Below are 16,691 nucleotides of genomic sequence, written 5' to 3'. Positions count from 1 at the left end.
GTCCGGGGTTAAGTCCTTGTAGTCCTTGCAGGCCAGCTCGCAGGTTTTGCACCCGGTGCAACGGCTGGAATCAATAAAAAATCCATACTGGGTTGTCATCGGTTACTCCTTACGCCTTCTCAACCTGAACCAGGTTACTGTGGGACGGGTTGCCTTTCGCCAGCGGCGACGGGCGCTGCGTGGTCAACACGTTAATGCAGCCAGCCTGATCGATCCCGTTCGAATCCGGGTTGTACCAGGCGCCCTCCCCAAGGGCAACAACCCCCGGCAGGATGCGCGGCGTCACTTTCGCTTCGATGTGTACCTCGCCACGACTGTTGAAAATACGGATACGATCGCCGTTGGCGATCCCGCGCTTCTGCGCGTCCACCGGGTTAATCCACATCTCCTGACGGCAGGCGGCCTTCAGCACGTCGACGTTGCCGTAGGTGGAGTGCGTGCGCGCCTTGTAGTGGAAGCCCGTTAGCTGAAGCGGATAGTCTTTGCTCTGCGGATCGTCATAGTTTTCGAAGCCTGGACTATACACCGGCAGCGGATCGATAACGTCCCCTTTTTCCAGCTCCCACGTCGCCGCAATCTCTGCCAGCTGAGTCGAGTAGATTTCAATTTTGCCGGACGGCGTGGTCAGCGGGTTGGCAACCGGATCTTCACGGAACGCTTTATACGCCACGTGGTGCCCTTCCGGATCGCGCTGTTTGAACATTCCGGCCTTGCGGAATTCATCAAACGGCAGCAGCTCAGGAATCGCTTTGCGGGACTGTTCATACAGATGGCGCATCCAGCCTTCCTGGGTGCGGCCTTCGGTAAATTTCTCCGCAACGCCCATCCGCTTCGCAATCTGCGTTGTCATCTCATAGATGGTTTTGCATTCAAAGCGCGGCTTGATTGCCTGGTCGGCAAAAATCACGTAGGACATGTTGCCGCAGGATGCGTCCAGGGCGAAGTCCATCTGCTCTGAAGCCGTACAGTCCGGCAGCAGGATATCGGCGTATTTGGCTGACGACGTCATGTGGCAGTCAATCACCACGATCATCTCGCATTTCTTGTCGTCCTGGAGGATCTCGTGGGTGCGGTTGATCTGAGAATGCTGGTTAATGAGGCAGTTCCCGGCATAGTTCCAGATCATCTTAATCGGCACGTCCAGCTTATCTTTACCGCGCACGCCGTCGCGGGTGGCGGTCATTTCCGGGCCGCACTCAATGGCGTCGGTCCACATGAACATGGAGATGCTGGTCTGCACCGGGTTGTCCAGCGTCGGCATGCGCTCGAACGGCAGGGAGTAGGAGCCTTCGCGCGCGCCCGAATTGCCGCCGTGGATGCCCACGTTGCCGGTCAGGATCGCCAGCATGGAGATAGCGCGGGACACCAGCTCGCCGTTTGCGTGACGCTGTGGCCCCCATCCCTGCGAAATGAACGCCGGTTTAGCGCCCGCGATTTCACGCGCCAGCTTAACGATGCGCGCCTGCGGAATACCGGTAATGGCAGATGCCCATTCAGGCGTCTTAGCAATACCGTCACTGCCCAGCCCCAGAATATAAGCCTTATAGTGGCCGTTGGCCGGAGCGCCTTCCGGGAGCGTTTTCTCGTCGTAGCCTACGCAGTATTTATCGAGGAAAGGCTGGTCGACGAGGTTTTCGTTAATCATCACCCACGCCAGCGCGGAGATCAGCGCCGCATCGGTTCCGGGACGAATCGGGATCCACTCGTCCTCGCGCCCGGCACCGGTATCGGTGTAGCGCGGATCGATGATGATCATTTTGGCGTTAGATTTTTCACGCGCCTGCTCGACGTAATAGGTCACGCCGCCGCCGCTCATGCGCGTTTCGCCCGGGTTGTTACCGAACAGCACGACGAGCCGGCTGTTTTCGATATCGGACGGGCTGTTGCCGTCAGCCCAGCCGCCGTAGGTGTAGTTCAGTCCTGCCGCAATCTGCGCGGTGGAGTAATCGCCGTAGTGGTTGAGATAACCGCCGCAGCAGTTCATCAGGCGAGCAATCAGGGTTTTCCCCGGCGGCCAGGAGCGGGTCAACGTGCCGCCTAGCGTGCCTGTGCCGTAGTTCAGGTAGATGGACTCGTTGCCGTAGTCTTTAATCAGGCGCTGCATATTGCTGGCGATAATATCGTAAGCCTCATCCCAGCTGATGCGTTCGAACTTGCCTTCGCCGCGTTTTCCAACGCGCTTCATCGGATATTTCAGACGGTCCGGATTATAGACGCGACGGCGCATGGAGCGGCCGCGCAGACAGGCGCGAACCTGATGTAACCCTTCGTAGTTATCATCCCCGGTGTTGTCGGTTTCTACATACTTAATCTCACCGTCCACCACGTGCATACGCAGCGGGCAGCGGCTACCGCAGTTAACGGTGCAGGCGCTCCAGACAACATTTTCCGGGGCCGTCGGGGCAATGGCCTCCGCAGCGGACGCCATGCGTGAAAAAGGCAATGAGAATGCGCTGCTGGCTACTGCCAGGCCGCCAATCGCGGTCGTTTTTACTAGCCCGCGACGGCTCACCTCAGCAGCCAGTAACGCATCAGGCGCGTTGATTTTCATATAGACTCACTTTGATTGCTCACAGAGAAATAATCAGGCGGCACATGCCGCTATATAGTTTTATATATAACGAATAAATTCGTTCACAATATATCGTGCTAATTATGTGTGAGGGAGTATTACTACTTTAGAGTGAGGGGTTATTGCTTCGCATCAAAGCCTGGGCATAAAAAAAGCGCCCGAAGGCGCTTTTTTTGAATTAGGCAAATCTTATCCGATGAACTGCTGACCCTTCATGTACGGGCGCAGCACTTCAGGGATTTCGATACGCCCGTCAGCCTGCTGATAGTTTTCCATTACGGCAACCAGCGTGCGGCCTACAGCCAAGCCGGAACCGTTCAGGGTGTGTACCAGGCGGGTTTTCTTATCAGACTTGCTGCGGCAGCGAGCCTGCATGCGGCGCGCCTGGAAATCCCAGACGTTAGAGCAGGAAGAGATTTCACGGTAGGTGTTCTGCGCTGGAACCCAAACTTCCAGGTCAAAGGTTTTGCAGGCGCCAAAGCCCATATCACCGGTGCACAGCGCCATACGACGGTACGGCAGGCCCAGCAGCTCCAGCACTTTCTCAGCGTGGCCGGTCATCTCTTCCAGCGCGTCCATGGACTCTTCAGGACGCACAATCTGAACCATTTCGACTTTATCGAACTGGTGCATGCGGATCAGCCCGCGGGTATCACGACCGTAAGACCCTGCTTCAGAGCGGAAGCACGGAGAGTGTGCCGTCAGCTTAATTGGCAGGTCGTCTTCATCGATGATCTCATCACGCACGAGGTTAGTTAGCGGCACTTCAGCGGTTGGGATCAGCGCGTAGTTGCTGCTGTCTGCTTCCTCGTCCAGCGGACGGGTATGGAACAGGTCGCCGGCGAATTTCGGCAGCTGACCCGTACCGTACAGCGTATCGTGGTTGACCAGATACGGCACGTAGGTTTCGCTGTAGCCATGCTGCTCGGTGTGCAGATCCAGCATGAACTGCGCCAGCGCGCGGTGCAGATGGGCAATCTGGCCTTTCATCACCACAAAACGGGAGCCGGTCAGCTTAACCGCTGCCGCAAAGTCCAGGCCCGCGTGCATTTCGCCCAGCGTCACGTGATCGCGAACCTCAAAGTCGAACTCGCGAGGCGTGCCCCAGCGCTTCACTTCAACGTTGTCGTTTTCATCTTTGCCGACAGGCACGCTGTCGTCAGGAATATTCGGGATAGCCAGGGCAATATCACGAATCTCGGCCTGAAGAACATCCAGCTCAGCTTTTGCCTGATCCAGTTCTTCACCCAGTTTGTTCACTTCCAGGCGTAATGGCTCAATATCTTCCCCGCGCGCTTTCGCCTGGCCGATGGATTTCGATCGAGAATTACGCTCTGCCTGCAGATTTTCAGTTTGTACCTGCAGAACTTTACGACGCTCTTCAAGAGCGCGCAGCTTATCTACATCCAGCTTAAAGCCTCGGCGTGCCAGTTTTTCAGCGACTGCGTCTGGCTCGTTACGCAGCAGATTGGGATCGAGCATGCTTATCCTGTGCTTATCGAATTAAAATAGGAAATGTGACCACAGCCTGCGGTCACAGGGATACTACGCCAACATTACCGCAACGATAGCCCTAACGGTAGCGTTTTATAGGGCTATTTTGATCCTGTCCGGTGAGCCAGGCGAGCTTTTCGCCAATCTTACCTTCAAGGCCTCTGTTGGTGGGATGATAATAGCGCGTTTGTGCCATTTCCTGCGGGAAATACTCTTCACCGGCGGCGTAGGCGTTCGGCTCATCATGGGCATAACGGTATTCCTGGCCGTAGCCCATCTCTTTCATGAGTTTGGTTGGCGCGTTACGAAGGTGAACCGGCACGTCGTAGTCCGGGCGTTCACGCGCATCGGACATCGCGGCCTTAAACGCGGTATACACAGCATTACTTTTCGGTGCGCAGGCAAGATAGACAATCGCCTGCGCAATCGCACGTTCGCCCTCGGCTGGGCCAACTCGGGTAAAACAGTCCCATGCTGAAATCGCGACCTGCATGGCACGCGGGTCGGCATTGCCTACATCTTCCGAAGCGATGGCCAGCAGGCGACGCGCAACGTACAGCGGATCGCCTCCTGCCGTGATGATACGTGCATACCAGTAAAGGGCCGCATCCGGCGCGCTGCCGCGCACGGACTTGTGCAGCGCCGAAATGAGGTCGTAAAAACGATCGCCTTTGTTATCAAACCGCGCGCTGCGCTCGCCCGCGATTTCAGTGAGCAGCTCCGGCTTCAGCACGCGCTTTCCGGCGTCGTCGACTTCGGCCATATCGGCCATCATCTCCAGCGTGTTGAGCGCCCGACGCGCGTCGCCGTTAACCAGCTCGGCAATTGCGCGGCGGGTGTCGTCCGGCAACACAATATCCTGACCGCCGTAGCCCCGCGCGTTATCCTCCATCGCCTGGAGGAGAACCTTTTCGATGTCCTCAGTCGTCAGCGATTTAAGCAGATAAACGCGCGCGCGGGAAAGCAGCGCCGAGTTCAGTTCAAAGGAGGGGTTTTCAGTGGTGGCACCGATGAAGAAAATCGTACCGTCTTCAATATGCGGCAGAAAAGCGTCCTGCTGGCTTTTGTTGAAGCGGTGAACTTCGTCGACAAACAGGATGGTGCGGCGCCCCGCGTTACGGTTTTGCCGGGCGCGCTCAATGGCTTCGCGGATCTCTTTCACGCCAGACGTGACCGCAGAAATACGCTCGACGTCCGCATTCGCATAGCGGGCAATCACCTCCGCCAGGGTCGTTTTACCGGTGCCCGGCGGCCCCCAGAGGATCATGGAGTGGAGATGCCCGGCCTCGATGGCGCGCGGCAAAGGTTTACCCGCAGCCAGCAAATGCTGCTGGCCAATATACTGCGCTAAATTTTCTGGCCGCATACGGGCGGCCAGAGGTTGAAACGCATTATCTGAAAAATCGAGCGAAAGGTTGCTCACTCACGCCTCTTACTTACGTTGGTCGTCCACCGTTACGCCCTGCGGCGGGGTAAAGGTGAATTTCGATGCGTCGACAGCGCCGTTTTGCTGGGACTTGAGCTGATAGCTGCTGCGCTGGTCATCCTGCTCAACCGCACCGAACTGATTGATCGTACCGTTGCTGCTCACATTAATGGTGAACTGCTTCAGGTTGCCGTTGCTGCCTTTTGGCGTCAGAACAAACTCATCGCCGTTTTGCTTGATGTTGTACTGCTGCCAGTCGCTCGTCTGGTTACGGGCGATCAGCATAAACGGCGTGTTGCTGGTAGCATCTTTCAGCCAGGTCGCGGTCGCTTGCTCTACGAACGGGTTGAAGAACCACAGGGTTTTACCGTCTGAAACCAGAATACTTTCATCAGGCTGGGTCATATGCCAGTTAAACAGATTCGGACGTTTGACCCATAGGTCACCCTGACCTTCCTGCACCGCATTGCCGCTGCCGTCAGTCACCTTTTGCGTGAAGCTGGCGTGGAAGCTGCTCACCTTATCCAGTCGGCTTTTAAGGTCGCTGGCTGCATCAGCCCAGACGCCGCTGGCAACAAAACTGGTGAGTAATGCACAGGCGATTGCGATTTTTTTCATTGTTATTCCTTAAAATACGTCATCCCGATATGGGGGTTTCCGTGTTCTATTCTGGACCTGCCCGGAAGCAGGCGACAGAAGAAAATGCCTAATTTTTACTGATTTACCCTTCTTTGCATTACTGGGACCATCACTCAAACGGCGGCGGAGCCAGCACCTCGCGGTTACCGTTGTGCCCCTGCTCGCTCACGATGCCCTGGGCTTCCATCTGCTCGATGATGCGCGCCGCTCGGTTGTAGCCGATGCGGAACTGACGCTGCACGCCCGAGATAGAGGCTTTACGCTTCTCGGTCACGAAGTTAACCGCCTGGTCGAATAACGGATCGAGCTCTTCGCCGCCGTCAAAACCACCGCCGCCGCCTTCGCTTTCGGTATCGTTAGTGATGCCGTCAACGTACTGCGGACGCCCGCGCGCCTTCCAGTCCTGGACCACGGCATGAACTTCCTCATCACGGACGAACGCGCCGTGAACGCGAACCGGCGACGTGGAGTTCGGGCCGGAATAAAGCATATCACCCATACCCAGCAGCGATTCCGCGCCGCCCTGATCGAGAATGGTGCGGGAGTCAATTTTACTCGATACGGTAAACGCGATACGCGTCGGGATGTTTGCCTTAATAAGACCGGTAATGACATCTACAGATGGACGCTGCGTCGCGAGGACGAGGTGAATACCGGCCGCACGCGCTTTCTGCGCCAGACGGGCAATCAGCTCTTCCACTTTCTTACCGACGGTCATCATCAGGTCGGCAAATTCATCCACCAGCACCACGATGTAAGGCAGTTTTTCCAGCACCGGATGCTGGGCATCCATACTGTCACCCGGCTTCCAGTAAGGATCGGGAATTGGGCGCCCCATGCGCATGGCTTCGGCAATTTTCTCGTTATAACCGGCAAGGTTACGCACGCCCAGCGCTGACATCAGCTTGTAGCGACGCTCCATTTCGTTGACGCTCCAGCGCAGGGCGTTGGCAGCATCCTTCATGTCGGTCACAACTTCCGTCAGCAGGTGTGGAATGCCTTCGTAGACCGACAGCTCGAGCATTTTCGGGTCGATCATAATAAAGCGCACGTCTTCCGGCTGCGCTTTGTAGAGCATGCTGAGGATCATGGCGTTCACGCCGACGGACTTACCGGAACCCGTTGTACCGGCGACCAGCAGGTGCGGCATCTTCGCCAGATCGGCAACTACCGGATCGCCCGCGATATCTTTGCCCAGCACCACGGTCAGCGGAGACGGGTTATCGCGGAACTTGGTGTTATCCAGCACTTCGCGCAGGTAAACGGTTTGGCGCTTCTTGTTCGGCAGCTCGAGGCCAACGTACGGCTTGCCCGGAATAACCTCTACCACACGCACGGCAACGGTCGACAATGAGCGCGCCAGATCGCGGGACAGGTTAGAAATACGCGCGGCTTTTACGCCAGGTGCCAGATTAAGCTCGAAACGCGTAATGACCGGACCAGGCGAGTAGTTCACCACGTCCGCCTTAATGCGGAAATCGGCCAGACGCGCTTCCACCAGGCGCGCCATCTGTTCCAGCGCAAAGGTATCTACCGGCTCAACTTCAGACGGTGGCGGCGTGAGCAGGTCCAGCGACGGTAGCGGCGTGCTCGGACGCTGGAGCGGACGGCTATCGCCGTTACGCATCAGCAGCGGGTGAATTAGGCTTTCCTGCTGCGCCGGCGCGGGCTGCTGGAACTGCGGTGCCTGTTGAGGCTGCTGCGGTTGCGCATACGTCTGCTGAGCGGGCTGCGGCGCATAAGCTTGCGGAGCAGGCTGCTGCGGGGCGTAAGCCTGCGGCGCAGGTGCTGGCGGCTGGCGAGCGGGCTCAACCTCGGGCATTACGCTCGGCGTAAAGAGCGGTTCGCTTGGGCCATCGTCCACCAGATCTTTCATCGGTGAAAATTCAAAATCAGACAGCGAGAACGGATTCGCACCAGCAGGCTGTTCGCCGGAATAGCGCTGCTGCTGGGTTACCGCAAACTGACGCGCGAGTTCCGCTTCAGCGGCGTCGTCTTCGTCTTCCTGAACCTGCACGTCGTGCTGGTACTCCTCGCCATAGCGCTGATTCTGCTGGGCAGCGAACTGGCGCGCCAGCTCGTCCTGATGCATTTCGTCCGCGTCATCTTCGTACTCGGGCTCACGCGCTTTTTCTTCCGCCATGCGCTGGGAAGGCAGCTTGATGCCGTAGGACGCCAGCTCGCGGCGGGTTGGCACGCGAACGCGATTTGGACGCGGCAGCTGTGGGCCAATCCCCTCTTTCACCTGAGGACGCGGCGCTCCGCCTGCTGCCAGGCTAAAGGCCGGCGCAGACGCGGCGGCTGCGGTCGTCGCCTGCTTAATGCTCTCGGCAACGGGCGCAACGGCAGGCGTTGTGTCAACGGAAGGGACGGCAGCGGAAGGTGTCGGCACAGCCGGCTCGTGCACGGGTTCTGGCACGGGCTGATACCAGGCCGCGAGCTGCTCGCGCTCGCGGGCGCGTCGCTCTTCGACTTCTTCAAAATAGTACAGCGGTGGACGAGCCGGTTTAACCTCTTCCACCGCCTCAGGCTGAGGCTCAACCGCAGGTTGTACCGGTTCTACCGGATGTTCAGGCACATACGACTGATGCGGCTGTGCGACAGGCTGCTGATAAGGCTCAGGCTCATAGACAGGTTCCGGCTGATAGGGCTGCTGCCACTGCTCATGCTGAACAGGCTGTTGAACAGGGGCATAGCTTGCCGGCTCTGGTGAGATGGTCGGCTCCGGCGTATGCACGCCAGGCGCGGTCTGCCAGTCAACCTGCGGCTGCTGCACAACCGATTCCGGGGCAGGAACCGAGGCTGAGTGCATAGTCGCTTCGGCCGGTGCGGCATACGCCTGCGCCGCGGTTGTCGCCGCTGCCGCTGCCGCAACTGGCTCGGTAACCGAATGACCGTTTAGCAGCGGATCGTATTCATCGTAATCCCCCGGCGTAGCACGGCTGCCTGAGAACAATACGTCATCAGGATCGACCGGTGCCCCCGCCGCGCGATATTCAACCTGTTCGTCTTCATCCATGCGTTTGCCGGAGAAGAGTGCCGCATCGGTTTTACGCCCAAGCGGGTTAGCAAATTTTTCAGCTACGCGTTTGCGGCGCGCGAGCGCGCCGCGCAAAATGCGCGCACGACGAGATTCACGGTGCTCAACGGGCGCATCGTCATCTTCATACTCATCTTCGTATTCGTCTTCATCAACCCACGTGTCATCACGGCGGGTGCGGTTGCTGGCAAACGTCAGGAGAGTGAGGATAAAGCTGCCGATTTTTTCAGCAATACTCACCCATGACCAGCCGGTGAAAAGCGTCAGGCCCGCGGCCCATATGCAAAGCAGCGTAAGCGTTCCGCCGCTGCTGTGCAGCATCGGCTGCAGCGCGGTGCTCAACAGGCTGCCGATAACGCCACCGGAGGCGAAATACCAGATATCATCGGCGTTAATTGCCGCCAGCCCGCAGGAGGTCAGAATCAACGCTAACGCGCCAATCAGGCGCAGCGAAACCGCGAAGTAATCGATGTAGTCATCATTCTGCCGATGACGCCAGGCGAACCAGCATCCGCCAATGATAATGACGGGAAGGGTGTAGGCCATCACACCGAAAATGAAAAAGAGAGTATCCGCAAGCCAGGCGCCGGGCGTGCCGCCTAAATTATGTATAGGCTCATGCCATGCGGTTTGTGACCAGCTTGGATCGGAAGGATTAAAACTGAGTAAGGCTGCCATCAGCCAGACGGCAAAAAGGGCAACAACGATCAGCAACGCCTCAAGGAGACGACGTCCGCTGCTTAGCTTAGATAATGTGACTTCTTTGTCTTCAGTATATTCCTGGCTCAAGAAAGGCTCTCCAGGTATCAGGCATACCCTGCCTGTTTGCTAAAACGGACAACAGTGCCGGGTATCCCCGGCACTGTTGCTGTATGGATTAACAGGAGTGTAATCAAACTACACTGATTTTGCACCTGTTCCGTGTTAGCGCGTCTTAATTACCAGACGATTGCTCTGTTTGACCTCTTCCATCACCACGTAAGTACGGGTGTCATTTACGCCCGGCAGACGCAGCAAGGTTTCACCCAGCAGTTTACGATAGGCGGACATGTCTGGCACACGCGTTTTCAGCAGGTAGTCGAAATCGCCCGAAACCAAATGACACTCTTGAATTTCTTCAAGTTTTTGTACAGCGGAGTTAAATTGCTCAAACACATCCGGCGCGCCACGATTCAGAGTAATCTCAACAAATACCAGAAGTGAGGCATCCAGATAATGCGGGTTCAGCAGAGCCGTGTAGCCCTGAATAAAACCCTGTCTTTCCAGTCGGCGCACGCGCTCAAGGCACGGCGTCGGAGAAAGTCCCACACGTTTTGAAAGCTCGACGTTGGAAATACGCCCATCCTTTTGCAATTCATTAAGAATGTTACGATCGATACGGTCGAGATCTTTGCCAGGGCGCTTCTTGCTATCTACCATTATTATTGTCTCTCTGTATTCCTTCCCTACTCCTGCCTGGACCCTGTGCACATCACTGTTCAGAGCCGTCCCCGTTAGTCATCACATTGCCTGGTTATGTTTTAGACGCAATGCGGATTCGGGTTCTGTGGTAAGAAGACCGTTGCACTAAAGCCGTCACCGACATCACGCATGGCGTCTGTCCACGCCATGCGTAGATTTCACTGACACGGTAAAAATGGCATTTACGTGCATGCTTATGCGGCACACGCTTAACGCGGTATTTTTTTCTTCCTTCAATGTTTTCGCAAAAGCGCAGGGGATTGTCAAAGCAAAACATCGATTTTTAGTACAACATGCCGGATATTCATTACGCCCGAGGATTAATCCTCATTTTATTGCCTTATAATCGACCGGTTTTCAGTAGAAGACGTTATGTTATAGCGCCCGGCTCATCGACGCAGGCTATTACACACATCGATATCAAAATTGCTGTGCTCTTTTTTTACGACAACAAATTCCCTACAATCCTGCCAACTGTCTGCCAACAACAATGGGGATCTCATGGGCACGGCCAAACACAGTAAGCTGCTAATCCTTGGTTCTGGACCTGCGGGATACACCGCGGCGGTCTATGCTGCACGCGCTAACCTGCAACCGGTACTCATCACCGGCATGGAAAAAGGCGGTCAGCTGACCACCACCACCGAAGTGGAAAACTGGCCAGGCGATCCGAACGACCTGACCGGGCCGCTGCTGATGGAGCGCATGCACGAGCATGCCGCTAAGTTCGAGACCGAAATTCTGTTCGACCACATTAGTAAGGTGGACCTCCAGAATCGACCGTTCCGCCTGACGGGCGACAGCGGTGAGTACACCTGCGACGCGCTGATTATTGCGACCGGCGCATCCGCTCGCTATCTGGGCCTGCCTTCCGAAGAAGCGTTTAAAGGCCGCGGCGTCTCTGCCTGCGCAACCTGCGACGGTTTCTTCTACCGTAATCAGAAGGTCGCGGTCATCGGCGGCGGTAATACCGCCGTGGAAGAAGCGCTTTACCTGGCGAACATCGCCTCTGAAGTGCACCTGATCCACCGCCGCGAGACGTTCCGCGCGGAGAAAATTCTGATCAAACGCCTGATGGATAAAGTGGCGAGCGGCAACATCGTGCTGCACACCAACCGTACGCTTGAAGAAGTGACGGGCGATCAGATGGGCGTTGCAGGACTGCGTATCCGTGATACACAGAACACCGATAACGTCGAGACGCTGGACGTTGCGGGTCTGTTCGTGGCCATCGGTCACAGCCCAAACACCGCCATCTTCGACGGCCAGCTGGAGCTGGAAAACGGCTACATTAAGGTACAGTCCGGCATTCACGGCAATGCAACCCAGACCAGCATCCCGGGCGTCTTCGCCGCGGGCGACGTCATGGACCATATTTACCGTCAGGCGATCACCTCTGCCGGCACGGGCTGTATGGCCGCGCTGGACGCTGAGCGCTACCTTGATGGACTGGCTGAACAACGTAAATAATCTTTACAAGTCAGTAACAAACGTAAATAAAGGCGGCGATAAGTCGCCTTTATTGTCTCTCCGTTGTAACATTGCGCTGCCCAATTTCTAATAACGTCACCTGCAAAGTACGCAATGGAAAAGACCCGTCAACAAGAGCTAACACGCTGGCTTAAACAGCAAAGCGTTATTTCCCGCCGCTGGCTGAATATTTCCCGTATTCTGGGGCTTATCAGCGGCCTGTTGATTGTTGCCCAGGCATGGCTGCTGGCCCGCATTCTTCACCACATGATCATGGAGAACATTCCCCGCGAGGCGCTCCTGCTGCCGTTTATCGTCCTGGTGCTGGTCTTCATTTTACGCGCCTGGGTCGTTTGGCTGCGCGAGCGGGTCGGCTTTCACGCCGGGCAGCACATCCGCTACGAAATACGCCGCCAGGTGCTTGACCGCCTTCAGGAGGCTGGGCCTGCGTGGATTCAGGGAAAACCCGCCGGGAGCTGGGCGACGCTGATCCTTGAACAAATTGACGATATGCACGACTACTACGCGCGCTATCTCCCCCAGATGGCGCTGGCGGTGTGCGTGCCGCTGCTGATCGTCGTGACGATTTTTCCCGTCAACTGGGTCGCCGCGCTGATTTTGCTGGGCACCGCTCCCCTCATCCCGCTGTTTATGGCGATGGTCGGCATGGGCGCGGCGGACGCCAACCGCCGAAACTTTCTGGCGCTGAGCCGCCTGAGCGGCCACTTCCTCGATCGCCTTCGCGGGATGGAAACGCTGCGTATTTTTGGCCGGGGCGAAGCCGAGACCGAAAACATCCGCCGGGCGTCACAGGACTTCCGCCAGCGCACCATGGAAGTGCTCCGCCTGGCATTTCTGTCCTCCGGCGTGCTTGAGTTTTTCACCTCATTGTCGATCGCGCTGGTGGCGGTTTATTTCGGCTTTTCCTATCTTGGCGCGCTGGACTTCGGACACTATGGTACGGCGGTGACGCTGTCAGCCGGTTTCCTGGCGCTGATCCTGGCCCCGGAGTTTTTCCAGCCTCTTCGCGATCTCGGCACCTTCTACCATGCAAAAGCCCAGGCCGTAGGCGCAGCCGACAGCCTGAAAACCTTCATGGAGACGCCGCTGGCGCATCCTGAACGCGGTGACGTTACGCTGAATGCAAATGAAGCTGTCGCTATCGAAGCGCGTGATTTTTCGGTCCTGTCACCGGAAGGGAAAGTGCTTGCGGGTCCGCTTAACTTTACCCTCCCAGCCGGGCAGCGCGTCGTGGTGGTTGGCACCAGCGGGTCCGGTAAAAGCTCGCTGCTTAATGCCCTATCTGGCTTCATGGCCTACACCGGCTCCCTTCAGGTGAACAAAACGGAGCTGAGCAATCTCGATCCTGACGCCTGGCGCAAGCAGCTCAGCTGGGTGGGACAGAACCCTCAGCTCCCCGCTGCGACGCTTCGTGAAAACGTGCTTCTGGCACGCCCGGACGCCAGCAATGACGAGCTGAAGTCGGTGCTTGACCGCGCCTGGGTCAGCGAGTTTCTGCCGCTGCTCCCGCAGGGCGTGGATACCATCGTGGGCGATCAGTCCGCTGGCCTGTCCGTCGGTCAGGCCCAGCGCGTTGCGGTGGCTCGCGCCCTGCTCAACCCGTGCCAGCTGATGCTGCTGGATGAACCGGCTGCCAGCCTTGACGCGCACAGCGAGCAGCGCGTCATGGACGCGCTTAACGCCGCCTCGCGGCAGCAAACGACGCTGATGGTCACCCACCAGCTGGAAGGACTTGCCGACTGGGATCGGATCTGGGTGATGGAAAACGGTCAAATCGTCGAGCAAGGCGATTATGCCTCGCTTGTTGCCGCGCAGGGGCAGTTTGCCGCCCTGCTGGCGAATCGTCAGGAGGATATCTGATGCGCGCTCTGTTACCGTATCTGGCGCTTTACAAGCGCCACAAATGGATGCTTACGCTGGGGATTGTGCTCGCCATCGTTACCCTGCTGGCCAGCATCGGCCTACTGACGCTGTCCGGCTGGTTCTTATCCGCCTCTGCCGTTGCGGGCTTCGCGGGGCTCTACAGCTTTAACTATATGCTTCCCGCAGCGGGCGTGCGCGGCACTGCGATTGCCCGCACCGCCGGACGCTACTTTGAACGCCTGGTGAGCCACGATGCCACCTTCCGCGTGCTTCAGCACCTGCGAATTTACACGTTCAGCAAGCTGCTCCCCCTCTCCCCTGCCGGACTGGCGCGCTTTCGTCAGGGCGAATTGCTCAACCGCGTGGTGGCGGATGTCGACACCCTGGACCACCTCTACCTGCGGGTGATCTCCCCGCTGATAGGCGCGTTCGTGGTCATCGTGGTGGTTACGCTGGGGCTTTGCGCGCTGGATGTTACGCTCGCGCTGACGCTGGGCGGCATTATGCTGCTTACGCTCATCGCCCTGCCGCCGCTGTTTTATCGGGCGGGGAAATCTGCCGGAGAGAACCTGACGCGCCTGCGTGGCGATTACCGGCAGCAGCTCACCTCCTGGCTTCAGGGTCAGGCCGAGCTGACCCTCTTTGGTGCCAGCAGCCGCTATCGCGCCCAAATGGAAAATACCGAGCTGAACTGGCACGAAGCCCAGCGCCGCCAGTCCGAGCTGACCGCGCTATCCCAGGCGCTGATGATGCTGATCGGCGGCATTGCCGTTGTAGCTATGCTTTGGATGGCCTCCGGCGGCGTAGGCAGTCACGCCCAGCCGGGCCCGCTTATTGCCCTCTTCGTCTTCTGCGCGCTGGCCGCCTTTGAAGCGCTGGCCCCCGTCACCGGGGCATTCCAGCATCTTGGGCAGGTTATTGCCTCCGCCCTGCGCATAACGCAGATTGCGGAGCAGGAGCCGGAAGTGACCTTTTCCGCTGCGCAAACGCCTGTTCCTGAACAGGTCACGCTCACCCTCAGCGGAATAACCTTCGCCTATAGCCCGCAGGCGCAGAACGCGCTGGAAGAGATCGACCTCTCCGTAGGCGCAGGCCAGCACGTGGCAATCCTCGGCCGTACAGGCTGCGGAAAATCAACGCTGCTTCAGCTGCTGACCCGCGCGTGGGATCCGCAGCGCGGCGAGATCCGCTTTAACGGCATCGCGCTGACCGATTTCAGCGAAGATGCGCTGCGCAAAACCGTCAGCGTCGTGCCGCAGCGCGTACATCTTTTCAGCGCCACGCTGCGCGACAACCTGCTGCTTGCCGCACCGGAAGCGACAGATGACCAGCTTTGCGGGGCGCTGGAGCAGGTCGGCCTGCATAGGCTTCTGGAAGACGACGGGTTAAACAGCTGGCTCGGCGAAGGCGGTCGTCAGCTTTCCGGCGGGGAGCTGCGCCGTCTGGCGATTGCCCGCGCGCTGCTGCACAATGCTCCGCTGATGCTGCTGGACGAGCCTACAGAAGGGCTTGATGCGACCACGGAAAGCCAAATCCTTGATTTACTGGGTAACGTGATGTCCGGGAAAACCGTGCTGATGGTAACGCACCGCCTGCGCGGCCTGGCGAGTTTTGATCAAATAATTGTGATGGACAACGGGCACATTATTGAGCAAGGTAATCATTCTGAATTGATGGCAAAACAGGGTCGCTACTATCAGTTTAAACAGCGTCTGTAAGCTATATTTGAACCGATCCCAACTCGCGTAGTGGAGTTTCGCCGTCATGCGCCTGGTCCAGCTCTCTCGTCATAATATTGCGTTCCCCTCACCTGAGGGGGCGCTTCGTGAGCCCAACGGTCTGCTGGCGCTGGGCGGCGATCTCAGCCCAGCGCGGCTGTTAATGGCCTATCAGCGCGGAATTTTCCCGTGGTTTTCCCCGGGCGATCCTATTTTATGGTGGTCACCCGACCCGCGCGCGGTGCTGTGGCCAACGGCGTTTCACCTCAGCCGCAGCATGAAGCGGTTTCATGCTAAATCTCCCTATCGCGTGACCCTCAACCATGCGTTCAGCCAGGTGATCGAAGGCTGCGCCAGCGACCGCCATGAAGGCACCTGGATCACCCGTGAGATCGTTATCGCCTACGAGCGCCTGCACGAGCTTGGCTATGCGCATTCGATAGAGGTGTGGGAAAAGCATGAGCTGGTGGGCGGCATGTATGGCGTAGCCCAGGGGACCTTGTTCTGTGGCGAATCAATGTTCTCCCGCGCCGTGAACGCGTCCAAAACCGCGCTGCTGGTGTTCTGCAAAGAGTTTGCTGAACGCGGTGGTAAGCTGCTGGATTGCCAGGTCCTTAATGAGCATACCGCGTCGCTCGGCGCCGTTGAAATTTCGCGCCGCGGCTACATTGAGCATCTGGACAGCTATCGTCATGAGACGCTTGCGCACGATTTTTGGATCCCACGCACGCTCTTTATGCCCAAAGCCTAAATGTTTTCCGCACATTTTTTATGAGGGTGTTATAATTACGCCGCAGAGTAGCTTCTGCCTGTTGCCCCGCCGCCGTTTGGGACCCCCGCTTCAGATAACGTCCTGACGTTTATCCTGTCGTCTCCCCTTTACGAATGCGCTTCCTGTTCGGTTGTAGCGTGACGCTTGGGCAATGCGCTGAAACTGTTTTGCTGCGTTTTAATCGCGCAATTCTTTACTTAATTGATGAATTTCGG

Annotated in this window: 11 protein-coding genes; 4 read left to right on the top strand and 7 right to left on the bottom strand. The window is 57.6% G+C overall.

What is annotated here, in order from left to right; genetic code table 11:
- From DBY73_RS17315 to lrp, 7 genes are all read right to left on the bottom strand, one after another.
- The coding region (locus tag DBY73_RS17315; RefSeq protein WP_164474823.1) for a 4Fe-4S binding protein at positions 1–99 on the bottom strand (99 nt) is incomplete at its 3' end.
- A 10-nt stretch (positions 100–109) separates the two neighbouring features.
- Positions 110–2,551, bottom strand: coding sequence for a dimethylsulfoxide reductase subunit A (gene dmsA, locus DBY73_RS17310; protein ID WP_112012304.1), 2,442 nt, complete (start codon positions 2,549–2,551; stop codon positions 110–112).
- Positions 2,552–2,761: 210 nt separating this feature from the next.
- Entirely contained in the window at positions 2,762–4,054 is a 1,293-nt protein-coding gene (serS, locus tag DBY73_RS17305; protein WP_112012303.1) for a serine--tRNA ligase, read from the bottom strand.
- A 91-nt stretch (positions 4,055–4,145) separates the two neighbouring features.
- Positions 4,146–5,489, bottom strand: a complete 1,344-nt coding sequence (gene rarA / locus DBY73_RS17300) for a replication-associated recombination protein RarA (protein ID WP_112012302.1) — start codon at positions 5,487–5,489, stop codon at positions 4,146–4,148.
- A 9-nt stretch (positions 5,490–5,498) separates the two neighbouring features.
- Complete coding sequence (gene lolA, locus DBY73_RS17295) at positions 5,499–6,110, bottom strand: outer membrane lipoprotein chaperone LolA (protein ID WP_112012301.1); 612 nt, start codon at positions 6,108–6,110, stop codon at positions 5,499–5,501.
- A gap of 130 nt (positions 6,111–6,240) precedes the next feature.
- Positions 6,241–9,960 carry a DNA translocase FtsK gene (gene ftsK / locus DBY73_RS17290; RefSeq protein ID WP_112012300.1) on the bottom strand — a complete coding sequence of 1,240 codons (3,720 nt, stop codon included), beginning with the start codon at positions 9,958–9,960 and terminating at the stop codon, positions 6,241–6,243.
- Between the two features lie 135 nt (positions 9,961–10,095).
- Entirely contained in the window at positions 10,096–10,590 is a 495-nt protein-coding gene (gene lrp / locus DBY73_RS17285) for a leucine-responsive transcriptional regulator Lrp (RefSeq protein ID WP_002439523.1), read from the bottom strand.
- A 543-nt stretch (positions 10,591–11,133) separates the two neighbouring features.
- Here lrp and trxB point away from each other — a divergent pair.
- The 4 genes from trxB (at position 11,134) to aat (ending at position 16,455) form a co-directional block, all read left to right on the top strand.
- The gene (gene trxB / locus DBY73_RS17270; protein WP_112012297.1) at positions 11,134–12,102 is read left to right on the top strand and encodes a thioredoxin-disulfide reductase; all 969 of its coding nucleotides are present in this window, start codon (positions 11,134–11,136) and stop codon (positions 12,100–12,102) included.
- 114 nt (positions 12,103–12,216) lie between these two features.
- Positions 12,217–13,983, top strand: coding sequence for a cysteine/glutathione ABC transporter permease/ATP-binding protein CydD (gene cydD / locus DBY73_RS17265; protein WP_112012296.1), 1,767 nt, complete (start codon positions 12,217–12,219; stop codon positions 13,981–13,983).
- A complete protein-coding gene (cydC, locus tag DBY73_RS17260; protein ID WP_112012295.1) occupies positions 13,983–15,704 on the top strand; it encodes a cysteine/glutathione ABC transporter ATP-binding protein/permease CydC in 1,722 nt (573 codons plus the stop codon). Before cydD ends, cydC begins: the two co-directional genes overlap by 1 nt.
- 46 nt (positions 15,705–15,750) lie before the next feature.
- On the top strand, positions 15,751–16,455 hold the full coding sequence (gene aat / locus DBY73_RS17255; RefSeq protein WP_112012294.1) for a leucyl/phenylalanyl-tRNA--protein transferase: 705 nt from the start codon (positions 15,751–15,753) through the stop codon (positions 16,453–16,455).
- Positions 16,456–16,691 lie beyond the last annotated feature (236 nt).

The sequence above is a fragment of the Enterobacter sp. RIT418 genome (assembly GCF_003057745.1).
Taxonomy (GTDB): Bacteria; Pseudomonadota; Gammaproteobacteria; order Enterobacterales; family Enterobacteriaceae; genus Enterobacter.
Note: the sequence above shows the minus strand (reverse complement) of the source record. Positions and strands in the feature narration are given on the sequence as shown.

Excerpts from the sequence above, each read along its gene's own strand:
- lrp (WP_002439523.1), bottom strand. The coding sequence starts at position 10,590 with ATGGTAGATAGCAAGAAGCGCCCTGGCAAAGATCTCGACCGTATCGAT.
- dmsA (WP_112012304.1), bottom strand. The coding sequence starts at position 2,551 with ATGAAAATCAACGCGCCTGATGCGTTACTGGCTGCTGAGGTGAGCCGT.
- lolA (WP_112012301.1), bottom strand. The coding sequence starts at position 6,110 with ATGAAAAAAATCGCAATCGCCTGTGCATTACTCACCAGTTTTGTTGCC.
- serS (WP_112012303.1), bottom strand. The coding sequence starts at position 4,054 with ATGCTCGATCCCAATCTGCTGCGTAACGAGCCAGACGCAGTCGCTGAA.
- cydC (WP_112012295.1), top strand. The coding sequence starts at position 13,983 with ATGCGCGCTCTGTTACCGTATCTGGCGCTTTACAAGCGCCACAAATGG.
- cydD (WP_112012296.1), top strand. The coding sequence starts at position 12,217 with ATGGAAAAGACCCGTCAACAAGAGCTAACACGCTGGCTTAAACAGCAA.
- aat (WP_112012294.1), top strand. The coding sequence starts at position 15,751 with ATGCGCCTGGTCCAGCTCTCTCGTCATAATATTGCGTTCCCCTCACCT.
- trxB (WP_112012297.1), top strand. The coding sequence starts at position 11,134 with ATGGGCACGGCCAAACACAGTAAGCTGCTAATCCTTGGTTCTGGACCT.